The sequence below is a fragment of the Variovorax sp. GW823-FHT04B03 genome, from assembly GCF_058796495.1.
Window position 1 is genome coordinate 433,743 of sequence record NZ_JBXAIT010000003.1, and the last position, 19,157, is coordinate 452,899.

Annotated in this window: 19 protein-coding genes; 10 read left to right on the forward strand and 9 right to left on the reverse strand. The window is 68.9% G+C overall.

What is annotated here, in order from left to right:
• Positions 1–26: 26 nt before the first annotated feature.
• The gene (gene dnaE, locus AC1RAD_RS15175; RefSeq protein WP_492735662.1) at positions 27–3,545 is read right to left on the reverse strand and encodes a DNA polymerase III subunit alpha; all 3,519 of its coding nucleotides are present in this window, start codon (positions 3,543–3,545) and stop codon (positions 27–29) included.
• A 61-nt stretch (positions 3,546–3,606) separates the two neighbouring features.
• Between dnaE and AC1RAD_RS15180 the strand changes: the two genes are divergently transcribed.
• Positions 3,607–4,392, forward strand: a complete 786-nt coding sequence (locus AC1RAD_RS15180) for a sulfurtransferase (RefSeq protein ID WP_492735664.1) — start codon at positions 3,607–3,609, stop codon at positions 4,390–4,392.
• Positions 4,393–4,401: 9 nt separating this feature from the next.
• Here the strand turns inward: AC1RAD_RS15180 and AC1RAD_RS15185 are convergent, their stop codons facing one another.
• The 4 genes from AC1RAD_RS15185 to AC1RAD_RS15200 form a co-directional block, all read right to left on the reverse strand.
• Positions 4,402–5,325: a pirin family protein gene (locus tag AC1RAD_RS15185; protein WP_492735666.1), complete on the reverse strand. Its 924-nt coding sequence runs from the start codon at positions 5,323–5,325 to the stop codon at positions 4,402–4,404.
• Between the two features lie 34 nt (positions 5,326–5,359).
• Positions 5,360–5,911, reverse strand: coding sequence for a flavodoxin family protein (locus AC1RAD_RS15190; RefSeq protein ID WP_070060379.1), 552 nt, complete (start codon positions 5,909–5,911; stop codon positions 5,360–5,362).
• 77 nt (positions 5,912–5,988) lie between these two features.
• Positions 5,989–6,414, reverse strand: a complete 426-nt coding sequence (locus AC1RAD_RS15195; RefSeq protein ID WP_492735668.1) for a DoxX family protein — start codon at positions 6,412–6,414, stop codon at positions 5,989–5,991.
• A 56-nt stretch (positions 6,415–6,470) separates the two neighbouring features.
• Complete coding sequence (locus AC1RAD_RS15200; protein ID WP_492735670.1) at positions 6,471–7,172, reverse strand: pirin family protein; 702 nt, start codon at positions 7,170–7,172, stop codon at positions 6,471–6,473.
• A 163-nt stretch (positions 7,173–7,335) separates the two neighbouring features.
• Here AC1RAD_RS15200 and AC1RAD_RS15205 point away from each other — a divergent pair, with 163 nt between their 5' ends.
• The 4 genes from AC1RAD_RS15205 (at position 7,336) to trmB (ending at position 11,179) form a co-directional block, all read left to right on the forward strand.
• On the forward strand, positions 7,336–8,289 hold the full coding sequence (locus tag AC1RAD_RS15205; protein ID WP_095947849.1) for a LysR family transcriptional regulator: 954 nt from the start codon (positions 7,336–7,338) through the stop codon (positions 8,287–8,289).
• 116 nt (positions 8,290–8,405) lie between these two features.
• Entirely contained in the window at positions 8,406–9,488 is a 1,083-nt protein-coding gene (locus AC1RAD_RS15210) for an NAD(P)/FAD-dependent oxidoreductase (RefSeq protein ID WP_492735672.1), read from the forward strand.
• Positions 9,489–9,503: 15 nt separating this feature from the next.
• Positions 9,504–10,409, forward strand: a complete 906-nt coding sequence (gluQRS, locus tag AC1RAD_RS15215) for a tRNA glutamyl-Q(34) synthetase GluQRS (protein ID WP_492735674.1) — start codon at positions 9,504–9,506, stop codon at positions 10,407–10,409.
• Positions 10,406–11,179 carry a tRNA (guanosine(46)-N7)-methyltransferase TrmB gene (trmB, locus tag AC1RAD_RS15220; protein ID WP_062478378.1) on the forward strand — a complete coding sequence of 258 codons (774 nt, stop codon included), beginning with the start codon at positions 10,406–10,408 and terminating at the stop codon, positions 11,177–11,179. The genes gluQRS and trmB overlap by 4 nt, the downstream gene beginning before the upstream one ends.
• A gap of 21 nt (positions 11,180–11,200) precedes the next feature.
• Here trmB and AC1RAD_RS15225 read toward each other — a convergent pair whose 3' ends face one another.
• A complete protein-coding gene (locus AC1RAD_RS15225) occupies positions 11,201–11,764 on the reverse strand; it encodes an energy transducer TonB (protein WP_492735676.1) in 564 nt (187 codons plus the stop codon).
• Between the two features lie 84 nt (positions 11,765–11,848).
• Between AC1RAD_RS15225 and AC1RAD_RS15230 the strand changes: the two genes are divergently transcribed.
• On the forward strand, positions 11,849–13,018 hold the full coding sequence (locus AC1RAD_RS15230; protein ID WP_492735678.1) for an ABC transporter substrate-binding protein: 1,170 nt from the start codon (positions 11,849–11,851) through the stop codon (positions 13,016–13,018).
• Positions 13,019–13,024: 6 nt separating this feature from the next.
• Here the strand turns inward: AC1RAD_RS15230 and AC1RAD_RS15235 are convergent, their stop codons facing one another.
• The gene (locus tag AC1RAD_RS15235; protein ID WP_070060373.1) at positions 13,025–13,903 is read right to left on the reverse strand and encodes a LysR family transcriptional regulator; all 879 of its coding nucleotides are present in this window, start codon (positions 13,901–13,903) and stop codon (positions 13,025–13,027) included.
• A gap of 75 nt (positions 13,904–13,978) precedes the next feature.
• Here AC1RAD_RS15235 and AC1RAD_RS15240 point away from each other — a divergent pair, with 75 nt between their 5' ends.
• Both AC1RAD_RS15240 and AC1RAD_RS15245 read left to right on the forward strand, forming a co-directional pair.
• Positions 13,979–14,554, forward strand: a complete 576-nt coding sequence (locus AC1RAD_RS15240; RefSeq protein ID WP_492735679.1) for a GNAT family N-acetyltransferase — start codon at positions 13,979–13,981, stop codon at positions 14,552–14,554.
• Positions 14,551–16,074 carry an MFS transporter gene (locus AC1RAD_RS15245; protein ID WP_492735681.1) on the forward strand — a complete coding sequence of 508 codons (1,524 nt, stop codon included), beginning with the start codon at positions 14,551–14,553 and terminating at the stop codon, positions 16,072–16,074. The genes AC1RAD_RS15240 and AC1RAD_RS15245 overlap by 4 nt, the downstream gene beginning before the upstream one ends.
• A 6-nt stretch (positions 16,075–16,080) precedes the next feature.
• Here the strand turns inward: AC1RAD_RS15245 and AC1RAD_RS15250 are convergent, their stop codons facing one another.
• The gene (locus AC1RAD_RS15250; protein WP_062478359.1) at positions 16,081–16,773 is read right to left on the reverse strand and encodes an alpha/beta hydrolase; all 693 of its coding nucleotides are present in this window, start codon (positions 16,771–16,773) and stop codon (positions 16,081–16,083) included.
• A 102-nt stretch (positions 16,774–16,875) separates the two neighbouring features.
• The gene (locus AC1RAD_RS15255; protein WP_062478356.1) at positions 16,876–17,598 is read right to left on the reverse strand and encodes a Crp/Fnr family transcriptional regulator; all 723 of its coding nucleotides are present in this window, start codon (positions 17,596–17,598) and stop codon (positions 16,876–16,878) included.
• 130 nt (positions 17,599–17,728) lie between these two features.
• Between AC1RAD_RS15255 and AC1RAD_RS15260 the strand changes: the two genes are divergently transcribed.
• Both AC1RAD_RS15260 and AC1RAD_RS15265 read left to right on the forward strand, forming a co-directional pair.
• Entirely contained in the window at positions 17,729–18,319 is a 591-nt protein-coding gene (locus tag AC1RAD_RS15260; protein WP_390344396.1) for an HD domain-containing protein, read from the forward strand.
• Between the two features lie 22 nt (positions 18,320–18,341).
• On the forward strand, positions 18,342–19,109 hold the full coding sequence (locus AC1RAD_RS15265; RefSeq protein WP_070060369.1) for a class II aldolase/adducin family protein: 768 nt from the start codon (positions 18,342–18,344) through the stop codon (positions 19,107–19,109).
• Positions 19,110–19,157 lie beyond the last annotated feature (48 nt).

Consider the following 19,157-nt stretch of genomic DNA (forward strand, 5'->3'; position numbering starts at 1 on the left):
AGGTTCCCCGGGGCCGCGCGGCCCGATCAATCGTAGACGACCTGCGCCTTGCCCGCTTCGGCCTGCGCGGTCCAGCTCGCAAGCGCCGCATCGGTCGGGAAGAACTTGGCGCGCTCGCCCAACTGCAGCTCGACCTGCGCCCCGCCCCGCGCTATCGACAGGCGCACGGGCAGGCCGTGCACCAGGTCACCGACCTCGGTCTGCTCGGTGCGCGCCGGAAAGTCTTTCAGGAGGCGCGCGATCTCTGGCACCTTGCCGTTGACCGCCACGCGCAGGAACTTGCCGAAGCGGCAGCGCGCCGAGGCCAGGTCCCACACCTGTTGTACCTGGAAGCGCGCTTCGAAACCGCCGCGCGCGGGCTGCAGCTTGCCGCTCACGATGACGAGTTCGTCGTCCTTCAGCGTGTTGCGGTTGGCGTTGATGAGCGCCTCGTCGGCCGTGGCGTCGATGGACTCCGACTTGTCGTCCAGCTTGAAGATCGCCAGCCGGCCGCGCTGGCCGTTGATGACGCGGAAGTCGCTCACGATGCCGGCGATGACCTGCGGGTCGCGGCTGTCGAGCAGGTCGCCGATCTCGCGCTTGCAGAATCGCCGCACCTCGTGCGAGACCTCGTCGAACAGGTGGCCCGACAGGTAGAAGCCCACGGCCGTCTTCTCGAAGGTCAGGCGTTCCTTCACGCCCCAGGGCGTGGCGTCGACCAGGTCGGGCTCCTGCGTGGCCGAGCCGTGCTCGCAGTCGCCGAAGATGTCGGCCTGCGAAGCGTTGGCCGCCGTGGCAATGGCGAACTCGAAGGCGCGGTCGACCGAGGCAATGAGCGATGCGCGGTTCTGCTGGATGGCATCGAACGCGCCAGCCTTGATGAGCGCTTCGACCGTGCGCTTGTTGATGCGCTGGCGGTCGATGCGCACGCAGAAGTCGTACAGGCTCTTGAACGGCCCGCCCTCTTCGCGCGCCCGCACCACGGCCTCGACCGCGAGCTGGCCCGTGCCCTTCACGGCGCCCAAGCCGTAGCGGATGATCCGGTTGGTGACCGGCTCGAAGCGGTAGTTGCCGCGGTTCACGTCCGGCGGCTCGAAGGTGATGTTGAAGTTCTTCTGGGCGTCTTCGAACAAGAGCTTGAGCTTGTCCGTGTCGTCCATTTCCACGGTCATGTTGGCGCAGAAGAACTCGGCCGTGTAGTGGACCTTGAGCCAGCCCGTGTGGTACGCCAGCAGCGAGTAGGCGGCGGCGTGCGACTTGTTGAAGCCGTAGCCCGCGAACTTCTCCATCAAGTCGAAGATTTCGTCGGCCTTGTCCTGCACGATGCCGTGCGTGGCCAAGGCGCCCGCGCGGAACTTCTCGCGATGCTCGGCCATTTCCTCGAGCTTCTTCTTGCCCATCGCGCGGCGCAGCAAGTCGGCGCCGCCGAGCGAGTAGCCGCCCAGGATCTGCGCGGTCTGCATCACCTGCTCCTGGTAGACCATGATCCCGTAGGTCTCGGAGAGCATCTCGGCCACGGCCGGGTGCGGGTACTCCACGTCTTCGCGGCCGTGCTTGCGCGCCACGAAGCTGGGAATCAGGTCCATCGGGCCCGGACGGTACAGCGCGTTCAGCGCGATCAGGTCTTCCAGGCGCGTGGGCCGCGCGTCCTTCAGCATGCCTTGCATGCCGCGGGATTCGAACTGGAACACGGCCTCCGTCTTGCCGTCGGAGAACAGGCGGTAGGTCGGCCCGTCGTTCAGCGGGATGTTCTCGAACGCGAAGTTCTCCTGGCCCTTGTGGCGCTTCATGATGAACTCGCGCGCGATCTCCAGGATCGTGAGCGTGGCCAGGCCCAAGAAGTCGAACTTCACGAGGCCGATGGCTTCGACGTCGTCCTTGTCGTACTGGCTCACGGCCGACTCGCTGCCGGGCTGCTGGTACAGCGGGCAGAAGTCGGTGAGCTTGCCCGGTGCAATGAGCACGCCGCCGGCGTGCATGCCGATGTTGCGGGTCATGCCTTCGAGCTTCTGCGCGAGCTCGACCAGCATGCGGACTTCTTCTTCCTTCTCGATGCGCTCCGCCAGCTGCGGCTCCATCTCGATGGCGTAGTTGTTCTTGTCGCCCTCGATCTTGGTCGCGGGCGGGTACTGCAGCGTCACCGACATGCCCGGCTTGTTCGGAATCAGCTTGCTGATGCCGTCGCAGAACATGTAGCTCATGTCGAGCACACGGCCCACGTCGCGGATGGCCGCGCGCGCGGCCATGGTGCCGAAGGTGGCGATCTGGCTCACGGCGTTGCGGCCGTACTTGTCCTTCACGTAGTCGATCACGCGGTCCCGGTTGCCCTGGCAGAAGTCGATGTCGAAGTCGGGCATCGAGACGCGTTCGGGGTTCAGGAAACGTTCGAACAGCAGCTTGTATTCGAGCGGATCGAGGTCGGTGATCTTCAGGGCGTAGGCCACGAGCGAGCCCGCACCCGAGCCCCGGCCCGGGCCCACGGGGCAGCCGTTTTCCTTGGCCCACTTGATGAAGTCGCCCACGATCAGGAAGTAGCCGGGGAAGCCCATGTTCAGGATCGTGTTGATCTCGAACTCCAGGCGCTCCACGTAGCGTGCCCGTTCGGCCTCGCGCTTGGCTTCGTCGGGGTACAGGTGCTTCAGTCGCACCTCCAGCCCGTCGAACGACTCCTGGCGGAAGAACTCGCCGATCGGCATGCGCACGCCTTCGCTGATGAAGGGCGTGGGAAAGTCCGGCAGCTGCGGCTTGCCGAGCACCAGTGTGAGGTTGCAGCGCTTGGCGATTTCGACCGTGTTGGCCAGCGCGCTGGGCACGTCGGCAAAGAGCGCCTGCATCTCGGCGCTCGACTTGAAGTACTGCTCTTCGGTGAACTTGCGCACGCGGCGCGGGTTGCCAAGAATTTCGCCTTCGGAAATGCACACGCGGGCCTCGTGCGCCTCGTAGTCCTGGCGTTCGGCGAACTGCACCGGGTGCGTGGCGACCACCGGCAGCTTCAGGCGAGCGGCGAGCTTCACGGCGGCGATCACGTGCGGCTCGTCCTCGGGACGGCCGGCGCGCTGCAGCTCGATGTAGAAGCGGTGCGGGAACATGCCCGCCAGTTGCAGCGCCAGTTCGGCGGCGCGCTCTTCCTGGCCCTGCAGCAGCGGCTGGCCCAGCGGCCCGGCCTGTGCGCCCGACAGCGCGATCAGCCCGCCCTGCAGCTCCTGCAGCCATTCGAGCTTGCAGGCCGCCTGCGACTGGCCGCGGCCCACGTTCTGCGTCCAGGCCCGGGCCAGCAGTTCCGACAGGTTGAGGTAGCCCTCCATGTTCTGCACCAGCAGAATGAGGCGGGTCAGCGCGCCGGGCTCCTTGCCCAGCCCGTCGATGAAGATTTCAGCGCCGATGACGGGCTTGACGCCCTTGCCCCGGCCCTGCTTGTAGAACTTGACCGTCCCGAACAGGTTGTTCAGGTCGGTGATGGCCAGCGCGGGCTGCTTGTCGGCAGCGGCGGCCTTGATGACTTCGTCGATTCGATTCGTGCCATCGACGACGGAAAACTCGGTGTGCAGACGCAGGTGAACAAACATCCGTCGATTGTAGGAAGCCGCCCTCCACGATGTGGTGTGGCGATCCCTACAATCCCGCCCCGTGCAAGAGATTTTGAATATCGCCGCCTACAAGTTCGTGGGCATCAACGACAGCCCCGTGCTGCGTGAGACCCTGCGCGAGCGCGCGCAGGCCCTGGGCCTGATGGGCACGATCCTGCTGGCGCCCGAAGGTATCAACCTGTTTCTGGCGGGGACGGCGCAGGCCATCCACGCCTTCCTGGCCGACCTGCGCGCCGACGCGCGCTTTGCCGACCTCGAAACCAAGGAAAGCTGGTCGGCCACGCAGCCTTTCCGGCGCATGCTGGTGAAGCTCAAGCGCGAGATCATCCGCATGGACCACCCCGCGATCCAGCCCGCCGCCGGCCGCGCGCCCGGCGTGGACGCGCCCACGCTCAAGCGCTGGCTCGACCAGGGCCACGACGACGAGGGCCGCGAGATCGTGATGCTGGACACGCGCAACGACTTCGAGGTCGACGAAGGCACCTTCGACGGCGCGATCGACTGGCGCATCACCAAGTTCACCGAATTCCCGCCCGCCCTGAAGGCGCACCGCGCCGACTTCGAGGGCAAGACGGTGGTGAGCTTCTGCACCGGCGGCATCCGCTGCGAGAAGGCGGCCATCCTCATGCGCGAGGAAGGCGTGGAGCACGTGCTGCAGCTCGAAGGCGGCATCCTCAAGTACTTCGAGGACGTGGGCGGCGCACACTACCACGGCGACTGTTTCGTGTTCGACGGCCGACGGGCCCTGGCGCCCGACCTCAGCGCGCGCGCCGCCGACGCCAGCGCCCGGGCCTCGGAAGACCCGGACATCGCCATCAAGCAATAGGCCAGAGGTTCAGACCGGCGTCGTGCCCGTGTCGGGCTCGCGCACGCCGAAGGGCTTGCCCGGCAACGGAATGAACTCGGTCTCGCCGGGCACGTGGCCCATGCGCTGCGCGGCCCAGTCGGCGCCGGCCTCGAGGATGCGCTCGCGCCGGCTCGAGACGAAATTCCAGGTGATGTAGCGCGGGCCGTCCAGCGGCTCGCCGCCGATCACCATCAGGCGCACAGCGGCGGCGGCAGTGAACACCGCGCCCTGCCCGTCGGGCAGCACCGCCATCGTGTGGGCGGGCGCCGGCTCGGCGTTCACGCTCGCATCGCCGTCGACCATGTAGACCGCCAGTTCGGGCGCCAGCGCGGGCAGCTCGAAACGGCCGCCGGCCGGCAGCGCGATATCGAGGTAGACCGTCTGCGCCAGCGTCTTCACCGGCGAGCGCACGCCGAAGGCCTCGCCCACCAGCACGCGCACGGGCACGCCCTGCACCGTCAGCTCGGGAATGGCGTCAGCCGGCGTGTGCTCGAAGCTGGGTTCGACCTCTTCATGGGCCTGTGGCAACGCGGCCCACAGCTGCAGGCCGTGGTTCACGAAAGTGTCGGCCAGCAGGCGCTCGGGCTTGCGCTCAGAGTGCACGATGCCGCGCCCCGCGGTCATCCAGTTGATGGCGCCGGGCAAGATCTCCTGCACGCTGCCCAGGCTGTCGCGGTGCATCATCGCGCCCTCGAACAGGTAGGTGACCGTCGACAGGCCGATGTGCGGGTGCGGGCGCACGTCGTGCGCGTTGCCGGGCTGCTCGGTGGCCGGGCCGAAGTGGTCGAAGAACACGAAGGGCCCGACCGAGCGGCGCTGCGCCGCCGGCAGCACGCGCCGCACGTTGAAGCCACCGCCCAGGTCCTTGTCGTGGGGCCGCAGCAATTGGATTTCGGGGATGGTGTCGGTCATCGTGGTGTCCTTGTGGGCGAAGTTCGGTGGGGCGTTATGCGCGCGATCTTGCCACCGCGCCCACGCGCTCGCCGAAGGCGCGCGCGGTTTCCAGGTCGCCCTTGGGCATCTCGGCCGGGCTCGCGTCCGAGGGCGACTGCGTGAGCAGGCCGCCGTAGCCGCCGACGTAGTTCATGGCGTCGCGCGTGGCCGCCTTGTTGTTGGTCGGCAGGATGCCCATGCTGACCCAGATGCCGCTGTGCTGCATGGCCAGCGTCCACAGGTAGGTCATGGTCGTGACCTTGTCGCCGTTCATCGTGGCGCTGTTGGTGAAGCCGGCGAAGAGCTTGTCTTTCCAGCCTTGCGTGTACCAGACCTTGGACGACGCGTCGGCGAATTTCTTGAACTGCCAGCTCACGCCGCCCATGTAGGTCGGCGAGCCGAAGATGATCGCGTCGGCCGCGGCCAGCGTCTCCCAGCCACCGGCCGGCAGGTTGCCGTCGGCGTCGATGGCGAGCAGCTGCGCGCCCGCCCCGTCGGCCACGGCCTGGGCCACGCGCTGGGTGTGGCCGTAGCCGGAATGGAAGACAACGACGATGTTTGCCATGAAACGGATTTCCTCAAAGAAGCGACGAAGTCAGCAGGCCGCGCCCACGAGGTGTGCGCGGCGTGGGGGGAGCGAGCTTACTTTTTATCGATGCTGAAACGGCCGGCACCGAAGGCGGCGAAAGCCAGCAGGCCGCCTGCGATGGCGATGTTCTTGAAGAACATCAGCTGGTTCACGAAGGCCTTGTCGGCGGGCATGGCCCAGTAGTTGTGGAACATCACGGCCGCGGCCACGGTGAAGATCGCCAGCACGATGGCCGACAGGCGCGTCTTGAAGCCGACCAGCAGCAGCAGGCCGAGCCCCAGCTCCACGACGATCGCGATGACTGCCGCCACCTGCGGCAGCGGCGCGCCCACCGAGGAGATGTACCCCACGGTGCCGGCGAAGCCCATGAGCTTGCCGAAGCCGGCGGGCACGAACAGCGCTGCAAGCAGCACGCGGCCGATGAGTGCCAGGGTGTCCTGGGCAGCGTTGGGGGCGGTGGTTGTTGTGGTAATGGCCATGGTGAAAACTCCTCGTTGGTTGTTGAAGCGAAAGGAACAAAGAAAAGGACGCCGTCTCAGGCCGTCAGGTCGAACACCAGCACTTCGGCATCCTTGCCGGCGCCGAGCGTGAGTTGCGATTCGCCTTCGAGCATCGCGGCGTCGCCGCCCACGAGCTTCTGGCCGTTGACTTCGAGCTCGCCGCGCACCAGGTGCACGTAGCTCTTGCGTTGCGGGTCGAGCGTCAGGCTCGCGGTCTCGTCGCCATCGAACAGGCCTGCGAACAGGCGTGCATCGGCGTTCACCGTCACCGAGCCGTCGTGGCCGTCGGGCGAGGCCACGAGGCGCAGGGTGCCGCGCTTTTCGGCGTCGCTGAACTGCTTCTGCTCGTAGCCGGGGGCAATGCCGCGTTCCTTGGGCTCGATCCAGATCTGCAGGAAGTGCGTGGTCTCGTCGGCCTTGTGGTTGAACTCGCTGTGCATCACGCCACGGCCGGCGCTCATGCGCTGCACGTCGCCCGGCGGAATGGATTCGATGTTGCCCATGCTGTCCTTGTGCGCGAGTTCGCCCGAGAGCACGTAGCTGATGATCTCCATGTCCCGGTGGCCGTGGGTGCCGAAGCCGGCGCCCGCCGCCACGCGATCTTCGTTGATCACCCGCAGGTTGCCGAAGCCCATGTAGGCCGGATCGTAGTACCCCGCGAAGGAAAAGCTGTGGAACGAGCGCAGCCAGCCATGGTCGGCATAACCGCGTTCCTGGGATTTACGCACTTGCAACATATCGAACTCCTTGCTGCCCCACCCGTTTCGGGCGCCGGGGCTTTCGTCGTGGGCCGCGCCGGATGCGCAGCGGATGAGAAGAATTCTGGACCTCCATTCCCCTCTGAAAGACGCCCGGTTTTGATGGCATCATTCAAATTATTTGAATGATGGAGCCCGCCCCATGACGAGCGCCCGAGACGTCCTCACCCCCGACGCCCTGGCCATGCTGCAGACGGTGGCCACCACCGGCAGCTTCGCCGCCGCCGCGCGAGCGCTCGGCCTGGTGCCCAGCGCGCTGAGCTACCGCGTGCGCCAGATCGAGGACGCCCTGGACGTGCTGCTGTTCGACCGCAGCGCGCGCCAGGCCCGCATCACCGAGGCCGGCGCCGAACTGCTGCGCGAGGCCGCGCGCCTGCTCGGCGAGATCGACGCCGTGGCCAACCGCGTGAAGCGCGTGGCCACCGGCTGGGAGCCGATGCTGACCATCGCGGTCGACAGCGTGATCGCGCGCGACCCGCTGCTCGACCTGTGCACCGCCTTCTTCGCGCTTGAGCCGCCCACGCGCCTGAAGCTGCGCGACGAGACGCTGCTCGGCACCATCGAGGCGCTGACCAGCGGCGAGGCCGACCTGGCGATCGGCGCGGTGCTCGATGCCGCGAGCCTGGCCTTCACCGCCACCGGCATCCGCAGCCGGCCGATCGGCGAACTGCGCTTCGTGTTCGCGGTGGCACCGCACCATCCGCTTGCGCGCCTGCCGCAGCCGCTGAGCGACGCGGTGCTGCGCCAGCACCGCGCGGTGGCCGCGGCCGACTCGGTGCGCAGCGGACCGAGCATGACGGTGAACCTCGTCGGCGGGCAGGACGTGCTCACCGTGCCCAGCATGCAGGCCAAGATCGCTGCGCAGCTGCACGGCCTGGGCGGCGGCTTCTTGCCCGAGCCGATGGCGCGGCCCTACATCGAGGCCGGCCACCTCGTCGAACTGCAGACCGAACGCCAGCCGCCGCTGGGCACCATGCACTGCGCGTGGCGCGTGCGCAGCGCGGGCAAGCCGGGGCGCGCGCTCGAATGGTGGCTCGCGCAGTTCGAGCACGAGGGCACGCGCAAGGCGCTGCTCGAACGGCACCGGGGCCGTTGAACGCCACGCGATGAGGGCTGCATAAGGGTCGCCCCCAGCCCGGCGACGCGCGCAGACCGAGTTAGAGTGTGCACGGCCTCCTCAGTCATCACCCTGTCAAAAGAAAAGAGTCCGCCATGCCCAAAGCCAAAGCCCGCGCCACCGCCGACCGCCACCGAACTCCCGCCGCCGCCCGCCACTTCGCCGTGATCGGCGCCGGCATTGCCGGCGTGGCCTGTGCCCGCACGCTGATGCAGGCCGGGCACCGCGTCACGGTGTTCGAACGCGAGGCCACGCCAGGCGGGCGGATGGCGAGCATCGACACCGCCTTCGGCCGCTTCGACAGCGGCGCGCAGTACTTCACCGTGCGCGATCCGCGCTTTGCACAGGTGCTGGCCACCACGCCCGCGCTGTGCCGCCCCTGGAGCGCCAACCTCGTGCGCGTGCTCGACGCCCACGGCCGCGTGGCCGAGGCCGCGCTGCCCTCGCTGGAGCCGCACTGGGTCGCCCAGCCTGGCATGGACGCGCTCGTGGCCCACTGGGCCGCGCCGCTGGGCGAACACCTCGTCACCGGCACCCAGGTCACTCGCATCGAGCCCGACGCGCTCGACGCCACCCGCTGGCAGTTGCGCACCGCCGGCGCCGACGATTCGCAGCACGTGTACTCCGGCTTCGACGCCGTGCTGCTGGCCGTGCCGCCCGCACGCACCCGCGAACTGCTCGCCGGCGGCGACCGCTCGGCCACGCTGAGCCGCAAGATCGAACCCGTGCGCATCGCGCCCTGCTGGACGCTGATGATCGCCTTCCCCCAGGCCAACCAGGCCAACATGTCGCACCTCGGCCCGCAGTGGAACGTGGCGCGCAGCACCCACCACCGCGTGGCGTGGCTGGCGCGCGAATCGTCCAAGCCCGGCCGCGAGCGCGTCGAGCGCTGGACCCTGCAGGCCAGCGCCAAGTGGTCGGAAGAACACCTGCGCGACACGCCCGCACGCATCGAGGCCAAGCTGCTGCGCGCCTTCTCGGAAATCACCGGCATCCACGCCACGCCCAGCCACGCCAAGGCGCGCTGCTGGCCCGAGGCGCAGACGCAGGTGCCCGTGGGCCAGACCCACCTGTGGGACGCCAAGGCCCGCATCGGCATCGCCGGTGACTGGTGCATCGGCCATCGCGTGGAAGACGGTTTCGTTTCGGGCCTCTCGCTGGCCCTGGCCATTCTCTAAGTCCTCCAAGAAAGGATGCGGGCCACCGGCCGCTTCGCCCCCTCGCCCACCGGCCCGCTGCACGCCGGCTCGCTGGTGGCCGCGCTCGCGAGCTGGCTCGACGTGCGTGCGCGCGGCGACCAGGCGCGCTGGCTGGTCCGCATCGAGGACGCCGACACCGAGCGCTGCCTGCCCGGCATGGGCGAGCACATCCTGCGGCAGCTCGCCGACTGCGCGCTGCTCCCCGACGAGCCGCCCAAGTGGCAGACGCAGCGCACCGCGCACTACGAGGCGGCGCTGGCCGCGCTGCAGGCGCGCGGCCTCACCTACCCCTGCGGCTGCTCGCGCAAGGACATCGACCAGGCCCTGGCCCGGCTCGGCCATGCGCACGAGCGCCATGGCGAGCGCGTCTACCCCGGCACCTGCCGCGACGGCCTGCACGGCAAACCCGCACGCGCCTGGCGCTTTGCCGCGCACCACATGCCGGCCGGCGACCTGCACTGGCACGACCGCCGCCTCGGCCCGCAGCAGCAGGACGTGCAGCGCGAGGTCGGCGACTTCGTGCTGCGCCGCGCCGACGGCCCCTGGGCCTACCAGCTGGCCGTGGTGGTCGACGACGCCGAACAGGGCGTGACCGACGTGGTGCGCGGCGAAGACCTGGCCGACAACACGGCGCGCCAGATCCTGCTGCAGCAGGCGCTCGGCCTGCCCACGCCGAGCTACCTGCACACGCCGCTGGTGCGCGGCGCCGACGGCGACAAGCTCTCCAAGCAGAACGGCGCCACGGCCATCGACACCGCCACGCCGCAGGCCGCGCTGGCCGCGCTCGACACCGCCGCGCGCGCGCTCGGCCTGCGCCCCACGGCCGCCGGCCACTGCACCGCCGCCTTGGCCGGCTGGGTGCCCGAATGGCGCGATCTCTACAATTCGCGGCCCTCATGAACATTCCCGACACCGTGTCCAACGACCTCCCGCCCGGCGACGACCTGCCCGCATCCCCCGAAGACGACGCCACCGACGGCAAGCCGCATCCGCTGCACCGCCGCCTCAAGAGCTTCGTGAAGCGCGCCGGCCGCACCACCGACGGCCAGGCCCGCGCCTTCGCCGAGCTGGGCCCGCTGTTCCTCGTGCCCTACACGCCCGAGCGGCTCGACCTCACGGCAGCCTTCGGCGGCCGCGTGGGCCCGACGGTGCTGGAGATCGGCTTCGGCATGGGCGAGGCCACGGCCCACATCGCCACGGTGCTGCCCGAGACCAACTTCCTGTGCTGCGAGGTGCACGAGCCCGGCGTGGGCGCGCTGCTCAAGCGCATCGGCGAGCAGTCGATCTCGAACATCCGCATCTGCGCGCACGACGCGGTCGACGTGATCGACCACATGCTGCAGCCCGGCACGCTGGCCGGCGTGCACGTGTTCTTTCCCGACCCGTGGCACAAGAAGCGCCACAACAAGCGCCGCCTGATCCAGCCCGAGTTCGTGACCAAGCTGGCGCAGCACCTGCGCCCCGGCGGCTACATCCATTGCGCCACCGACTGGCAGCCCTACGCCGAGCAGATGCTCGAAGTGCTGGGCGCCGAGCCGCTGCTGCGCAACACCGCGCCGGACACCGGCTACGCGCCCAAGCCGGCGTACCGCCCGCTCACCAAGTTCGAGAACCGCGGCCTCAAGCTGGGCCACGGCGTGTGGGACCTGGTGTTCGAAAAACGCGCCTGAGCGCGCGTCACCTTCCCCCGCTCACTCGACGAGCTTGAAGCGGAACGGCAGCCGCATGCGGGCGCGCACCGCACGCCCGTCCGCGGTACGCGCCGGGTCGAAGTGCCATCCCTTGAGCGAATCGGTCGCCGCCTGCGACAGCAGCGGGTGCGGCGAGCGTTCGACGCGGATGTCTTCGGGCTTGCCGTCCACGCCGACGAAGAAGGCCGTGACCACCAGGCCCTCGACGCCCTCTTCCACCAGCGCCGACGGGTAGCTGGGATAGCGGCGCTGGCGGATCACCGGCTCCGTCACGACCGCGTCCGCCGCGGCCCGCGGATCGGCGCGCGGCGCCGCCATGAGGGTCGGCCCCGGCGGCAAGGCCATCGGCGGCCCCGCCAGTGGCAGCGGTGGCGGCTCGATCGTCGATGGCGGCGGCAGGGGCGGCGGCTCGATCATCGGTTGCGGCGGCTGCGGCGCCGCCACGGGCACGAAGACCTCCGGCGCGGGCAGCGCCTTTTCCACCACCTTCGATGGGGGCGGCACGACGCAACCGGCGAGCGCCACGCACATCCCTCCCAGAACCCAGGACACAGTTGTTTTCATCAGGGCAATTCTGGAGCACCCGCGCCTTCCGCCCTGGCCTCGAAATTGCTACACTTTTTTACTATTGTTAGCAAAAGGTAGCCAATGAACGCGTCTCGCAGGACATGGCTGGGAAAAGCCTCCGCAATGCTGCTTCTGGGAAGCGGCCTCGGCATCACCCGTCCCTTGCTGGCACAGACGCCACGCCCGGCCGCCGCCGGGGCCCGCGTCGTCCTGCTCGGCCAGTCGGTGCCGCTCACCGGCAGCGCCAACGAGATCGGCAACGCCTTCGCGGCCGGCAGCCGGCTCGCCGTGAGCGACTTCAACACGCGCAACGCCGCCACCGGCCTGCAGCTGAAGCTGCTGCAGCTCGACGACGGCTACGACGCCGCGCGCGCCACCACCAACGCGCGCACGCTGCTGGGCGCGAACAAGGCCGACATGCTGTTCGGCTTTGTCGGCACCGCCAGCAGCGAGGCCGGCGCCAAGGTCGCCACGCAGCAGGGCAGCCTGCTCTTTGCGCCCTTCGCCGCCTCCGACACGCTGCGCGGCCCCGAGCATCCGAACGTGTTCCATGTGCGCCCCGGCATGATCGATGAGGCCCTCAAGATCGTGCGCCAGTGCGCCACCGTGGGGCAACAGCGCATCGCGCTGGTGGGCGACGACGACGCCATGGGCCGCGCCGGCCTGGCCGCCGTGCAGCAGGCCGTCACCGAACTCAAGCTGCCGCCGCTGGTCGCGAGCGCACTGGTGCCCGCGGGCGCCGACAAGCTCGACGCCGCATTGAAGACCGTGCAGCAGCAGACGCCCCAGGCCATCGTGCTGGTGTCGCTCTCGGGCACCACGGCCAGCGCCATCCGCAAGCTGCGCAAGAGCGGCTACACGGGCAACTTCATGGCCTTCTCGATCGTCGGCATCGACCCGCTCTACGCCGAGCTGGGCAAGGACATCGGCGGCATCGTGATCTCGCAGGTGGTGCCCTCGCCGCGCCCCTCGGCCATTCCGATCGTCAAGGAGTACCTCGCGGCGGTCGACAACTCCGACCAGACCGCGTCGTACGAAGGGCTCGAGGGCTTCATCGCCGCCAAGGCCGCGGGCGAGGCCGTGCGCCGCGCGGGCCGCGGCTTCAACACCGCGGCCCTGCAGCGCACGATGACGGCGATGACCGACTACGACGTCGGCGGCTTCCGCATCAACCTGCGCCCCGGCCTGCGCGACAACGTGCGCAGCATCGACCTCATCAGCATCTCCGCCGACGGCCGCGTGCTCCGCTGACGCGCCTCACACGGCGCTGTCGCGCAGCAGCTCGGTGAAGCGCTGCTGCACATACAGCGCCGTCGCGCCGAGCGGGCGCCCCTGCAGCCACAGCATGCGCACCGACAGCCGCGGCAAGGCCAGTGACGGGCACGGCACTTCCTTCAGCGCCTTGCTGAAGCCCTCGTAGCGCGCGATGTTGATGGGCAGCACGGCCCAGCCCAGGTTGTCGGCCACCATCTCGGCCGTGCTGTAGAAGCTGTCGGAACGCCACACGCGCGGGCTGTAGGCCACCTCGTGCACGTCGTCCGCGTGCATCAGCAGCTGGCGTTGCCGCGCCAGGTCCTGGCGCCGCACCGTGCGGCCGTCGGCCAGCGGATGGTCGCTGGCCACGAACACGCCCTGGCGCACGCTGCCGATGTGGCGCTGGTCGAAGCTCGCGCGCACCGGGCCGCGGTCGAAATGAAAGGCCACGCTGGCGCGCTCCTGCTCGACGTAGTCGGCCACCTCGGTCGCGGTGCCATTCAAGAGCGTGAGTTCGAGGCTCGGAAACTTCACCGAGAGCTCGCGCATCAGCGTGCCGATGGCGGTGTACGGCAGGGCTTCGTCCAGCGCCAGCGACAGCGCGGCCTCGTCGCCTTCGTGCAGCGAGCGGGCACGCTGGTCGAGCTGCTCGGCCTGCCGCAGCAGCTCGCGCGCTTCGAGCAGCAGCACCCGGCCTGCGTCCGACAGCTGCGCGTTGCGGCGCGAGCGGTCGAACAGGGCCACGCCGAGGTCGACTTCGAGCAGCCCGATGGCGGTGCTCACGGCCGACTGGGCCTTGCCCAGGTGGCGCGCCGCGGCCGAGAACGAGCCGCACTCGGCGGTCGTCACGAACTGGCGCAATTGGTCGACGGTCCATTCCATTTCGGCCACCTACTCATCTATTTATCAGATGGATTTCATCTTTATTCATTCATTTTAATGGCGCAACATGGCGCCATGACGAATGCAAACAACAAGACGACACCGGCGTTCGAACTGAGCTGGTGCAGCGATCCTTCCCAGGCGCAGGCGTTGACCGCCCTGTTCCTGCAGCAACTTTCCCCTTCCTACATCTCCCACTCGGAACTGCAGGAGCAGCGCGCCGTGGCCCCCGGCGAATGGCGCGCCGACCTGCCCGCCGTCTTCATGGCGCAAGTGCGCGAGACCCTGGCACTGGACCCGGCCACGGCCAACGCCCGCGTGGCCGTCGCGCGAACCGACGGCGCTCTGGCCGGCTTCGCGCTGGTCTCGATCGACGACACCCGCCGCGCCGCGCGCAGCTTCGCGACGCTCGACGACCTCGTCGTCGACGCGCGCTTCCAGGGCCTGGGCCTGGGCGGTCGGCTCTTCGACTGGGTCTGCGCCGAACTGCAGCGCCACGGCATCCAGCGCCTCTTTCTCGAAAGCGGCATCGGCAACGCACGCGCGCACGACTTCTTCCACGCCCGCGGCTGCGAGACGGTCTCGGTGACGATGCTCAAGGAACTGGACGGCACCACCGCACAGCCGCACGACCGGAGGGCCACGCCATGAACGGCTTGAACCCCACCGCCAAGAAATGGATCACGCTCGGCATCGTCTCGATGGCGCTGCTGCTGATCGTGGTCGACATGACCGTGCTCTACACGGCGCTGCCCACGCTCACGCACGACCTGGCCGCCTCGGCCACCGAGAAGCTCTGGATCCTCAACGCGTACACCGTGGTCGTCTCCGGCTTCCTGCTGGGCATGGGCGCGCTGGGCGACCGCGTGGGCTACCGGCGCATGTTCGTCGCGGGCCTGGCCGTGTTCGGCGTGGCCTCGCTGTGCGCGGCTTACGCGCCGAACCCGGCCGTCCTCATCGCCGCGCGGGCCCTCTTGGGCGTGGGCGCGTCGATGATGATGCCGGCCACGCTGGCGATCCTGCGGCTGGTGTTCACCCACGAGCGTGAGCGCGCCGTGGCCATCGGCGTGTGGGCTTCGGTGGCCTCGGGCGGCGCGGCGCTCGGGCCGGTCGTGGGCGGCGTGCTGCTCGAATACTTCTGGTGGGGTTCGGTGTTCCTCATCAACGTGCCCGTGGTGGTGCTCGCCCTGGTGCTGGCCCTGTGGCTGCTGCCGACGCAGAAGAACACCGGCACGCGCCCGTGGGACTTCATCGGCTCGGTGCAGGTGCTCGCGGGGCTGGTCTTCCTGGTGCTGACCATCAAGGAGCTCACCAAGTTCGCGCCCTCGGCCACAACGGCCGCCATCACCGGTGTGCTCGCCGCGGTGGCCATGGCCCTCTTCGTGCGGCGCCAGCGGCGCAGCAGCGCGCCGCTGATCGACTTCCGCCTGTTCCGCAACGCGTACTTCTCAGGCGGTGTGATCGCGGCCATCGTGGCCTCGGTGGCGCTGATCGGTGTCGAGCTGGTGTTCAGCCAGCGGCTGCAGCTGGTGGTCGGCCTCACGCCGCTGCAGGCGGCCCTCACCCTGCTGCCGCTGCCGCTGGCCGCCTTCGTGGCGGGGCCGCTCGCGGGCCTGCTGCTGGCGCGCATCGGCTCGCGCCCCGTCATCCTGGGCGGCCTCGTGACCACGGCGCTGGCGCTGTGCGCGCTGGCACTGGCGGTCGATGCCGCAGGCCTGCTCAAGCCGGCCATCCTCGTGCTGCTGGGGCTGGGCGTGGGCGCGACCATCACGGCAGCGTCCAACGCGGTCATGAACAACGCGCCCGTCGAACACGCCGGCATGGCGGCGTCGATCGAAGAGGTGTCGTACGAACTCGGCGGCGTGCTGGGCATCGCGCTGCTGGGCAGCGTGCTCTCGGCGAGCTACACCGCCGCGCTGGTCATTCCAGACGGCCTGGCCGTACCGGCTTCGGCCAGCGACAGCATCGATGCCGCGCTGCTGGCCGCCGAAACGCTGCCCGCGCCCATCGCCTCGCAGCTCGTGGCGCTCGCGCACACGGCCTTCGACCAGGCCTTCTTCTCGGTGATGGGCGTGGCCGTGGCGATCGTGATTGCAGCGGCCTGCGCCGTGGCGTTCCTCGGCTGGCGGGCCCGCCCGACGGCTGCGCAGCGCACCGAGCGCTGCGCGTAGCCGGCCTCAGGCAGCGCTCGCGGCTTCGTCGATGAGCGCTGCCACGGCCTGCGGCTGCGAGGCCAGCGAGGCGTGGCTGGCCGCCAGCGTGATGACCTTCTTCGCGCCCAGGCGCGCCGACATGCGCTCCTGGTTCACCGGCGAGATCATGCGGTCCTCGCTCGAGATCTGGTACCACGACGGCTTCTTCTTCCAGGCCGGCGCCGTGATGGTGTCGCCGAAGGTGCTGGCCAGCGGCGCCTTCTGCGTGAGGCCCATCACCAGGCCTTCTTCGGCGCTCAGGTCCTGGCAGAAGCTCTCGTGGTATTTCTCGGGTATCACCCACAGGTAGCCGTCGCTGTCGGGTGCCAGGTTGGGCACGGCCACGGGCGGATGCTCCTGCGTGATGCCGCCGGGGCTTTCGCCCGCGTCGGGTGCGAAGGCGGCGATGTAGACCAGCCCCACCACGTTGGGCAGGTCGCCGGCCTGCGTGATCACCGCGCCGCCGTACGAGTGGCCGACCAGCAGCACCGGCCCCTGCACCTGCGCCACCATCTTGCGCGTGCGTTCGGCGTCGTCGGCCAGCGAGGTCAGCGGCAGCTCGACCGCGCGGATGGCCGTGTGGCCCTTGCGCAGCAGTTCCACGATGACGTTGTGCCAGTGCGCCGCACCACCCCAGAAACCATGGACCAGGACGACCGTCGGTTTGTTGTTGCTCATGATTCGCCACCTTCCAGTGAAGAAATAAGACACCGGGCCGCCGGAATGACGGGCCGGGAAAGTCTTATACGCCTGCGCCCTGCCCGCGCTGTGACAAGACCCTCAGCCCGTGCGCACCAACCCCTGCAGTGCCTCGAGCGACAGCAGTTCGATGCGCCCGTAGCCCAGCGACACCACGCCCTCGGTGGCCAGCGCATTGAGCTCCTTGGACAGCGTCTGGCGCGTCACGCCGAGCATCATGGCCAGCGCCTCCTGCGACAGCATGAGCTCGTGCCGCAGGTGCACCGACTGCGTGGCGTCGCCGCGCGCCAGCACCAGCAGCCGGTGCGCCACGCGCGCGCGCAGGCTGCGCAAGGTCGCGTCTTCGGCCAGGCCGTAGAGCATGCGCACGCGCGCGGCCAGCATGGCGGCGATGGCGTTGGAAAACACCACGTCGCGCATCTGCCGCACGAAGGCCTCGGGCGGCACCACCAGCAGGTCGAGCGCTTCGAGCGCGGTGGCGTCGTGCGTGCGCGGCGAGCCGTCGATGAGCGTGATCTCGCCGAACCAGTTGCCCGGCTCCAGCACCGCCAGGATGGCCTCGCGCCCGTCCTGGCGCAGCGACGAGATCTTGATCGTGCCCGCCACCAGCCCGTAGAAGCCGCCGCCCGCCGCATGGATCGGGTCGCCCTGGCGGAACACCATGGTGCCGCGCCGCACATGCAGCAGCTCGGCCGCGCCCAGCAGCGCGTCGCGCTGCGCGCGCGGCATGCTGGTGAACCACGGGTTGCCGTCGAGCGCGGCGCGGTGCGCGGCCGACAGGCGCGGCTTGGTCGAGGTGGCCATGGGGGAAAAGGGAAGAGAAAGGCGCCCGGAGGCGGGTTTACCAGAACCTCGCATTGTCAAATTCTTGACAGTTGAAGGTCAAGCGCAGGTCTACAGTGGCCGCCATCCCCAAGAACGGAGACCCCACACGATGAACGCACGGGCAAGTTTCAAGCGCATGCAGGACAGCACGCGCGAAGACTGGCAACTGATCGGCGGCGAGTTCATGCAGTTCGCGGGCGGCCTGCCCGCGCGCGTGATCAAGCACCTGCAGATCCTCGAAGGCGACTACGGCGGCTTTCCGGTCGACCGCTACACGCACTCGCTGCAGACCGCCACGCGCGCGCTGCGCGACGGCCGCGACGAGGAGTACGTGGTGTGCGCGCTGCTGCACGACATCGGCGACACGCTGGGCAGCTTCAACCACCCCGACATCGCCGCGGCCATCCTCAAGCCCTTCGTGAGCGAGGCCAACCACTGGATGGTGCAGAACCACGGCATCTTCCAGGGCCATTACTTCTTCCACCACATCGGGCTGGACCGCGACATGCGCGACACCTTCAAGGACCACCCGCACTACGAGCGCACGGCCGAGTTCTGCGCGCTCTACGACAACCCGGCCTTCGACCCCAAGGCCGAGACCCTGCCCATCAGCGAGTTCGAACCCATGCTGCGCCGCCTGATGGCGCAGCCCAAGCAGAGCGTCTACAAGACGGTGCTGCAAGAGCCGACCACCGCTTGATCAAGACAAAGGACACCCCCCCATGAACGCCACCTCCGCCTCCGAAATCCAGAAGCTCGTCTCCGCCGAAGAATGGCAGCTGCGCGTCGACCTCGCCGCCTGCTACCGCCTGGTGGCGCTGTACGGCTGGAGCGACCTCGTCTTCACGCACATCAGCGCGCGCGTGCCCGGCCCCGAGCACCACTTCCTGATCAACCCCTATGGCCTGATGTTCGACGAGATCACGGCCTCGAGCCTGGTCAAGGTCGACCAGCAGTGCAACAAGATCATCGATTCACCCTACCCCGTGAACCCGGCCGGCTTCGTGATCCACAGCGCCGTGCATGCCGCGCGCGAGGACATCCAGTGCGTGCTGCACACCCACACCCGGGCCGGCATCGCCGTGAGCGCGCAGAAGAACGGCGTGCTGCCCATCAGCCAGCAGTCGACCTTCGTGCTGGCCTCGCTGGCCTACCACGACTACGAAGGCGTGGCCTTCCGCGACGACGAGAAGCCGCGCCTGCAGGCCGACATGGGCCATGCCAACTTCCTCATGCTGCGCAACCACGGCCTGCTGACCTGCGGCAAGACCATTGCCGACGCCTTCCTTTCGATGTACACCTTCGAGAACACCTGCCAGATCCAGATCGCCGCGCAGGCCGGCGGCGGTGAACTCACGCACGTGGACCCGAGGATCATCGACGGCGTGGGCCAGGCCATGAAGGTGCAAAGCGGCGGCCTGGGCGGCATGTTCGTCTGGCCTTCGCTGATCCGCAAACTCGACCGCATCGACGACAGCTACAAACAATAAGACAGACGTCGATCCCGGTTTCCACGGCTGCCAGCGCCCGCGCGACGG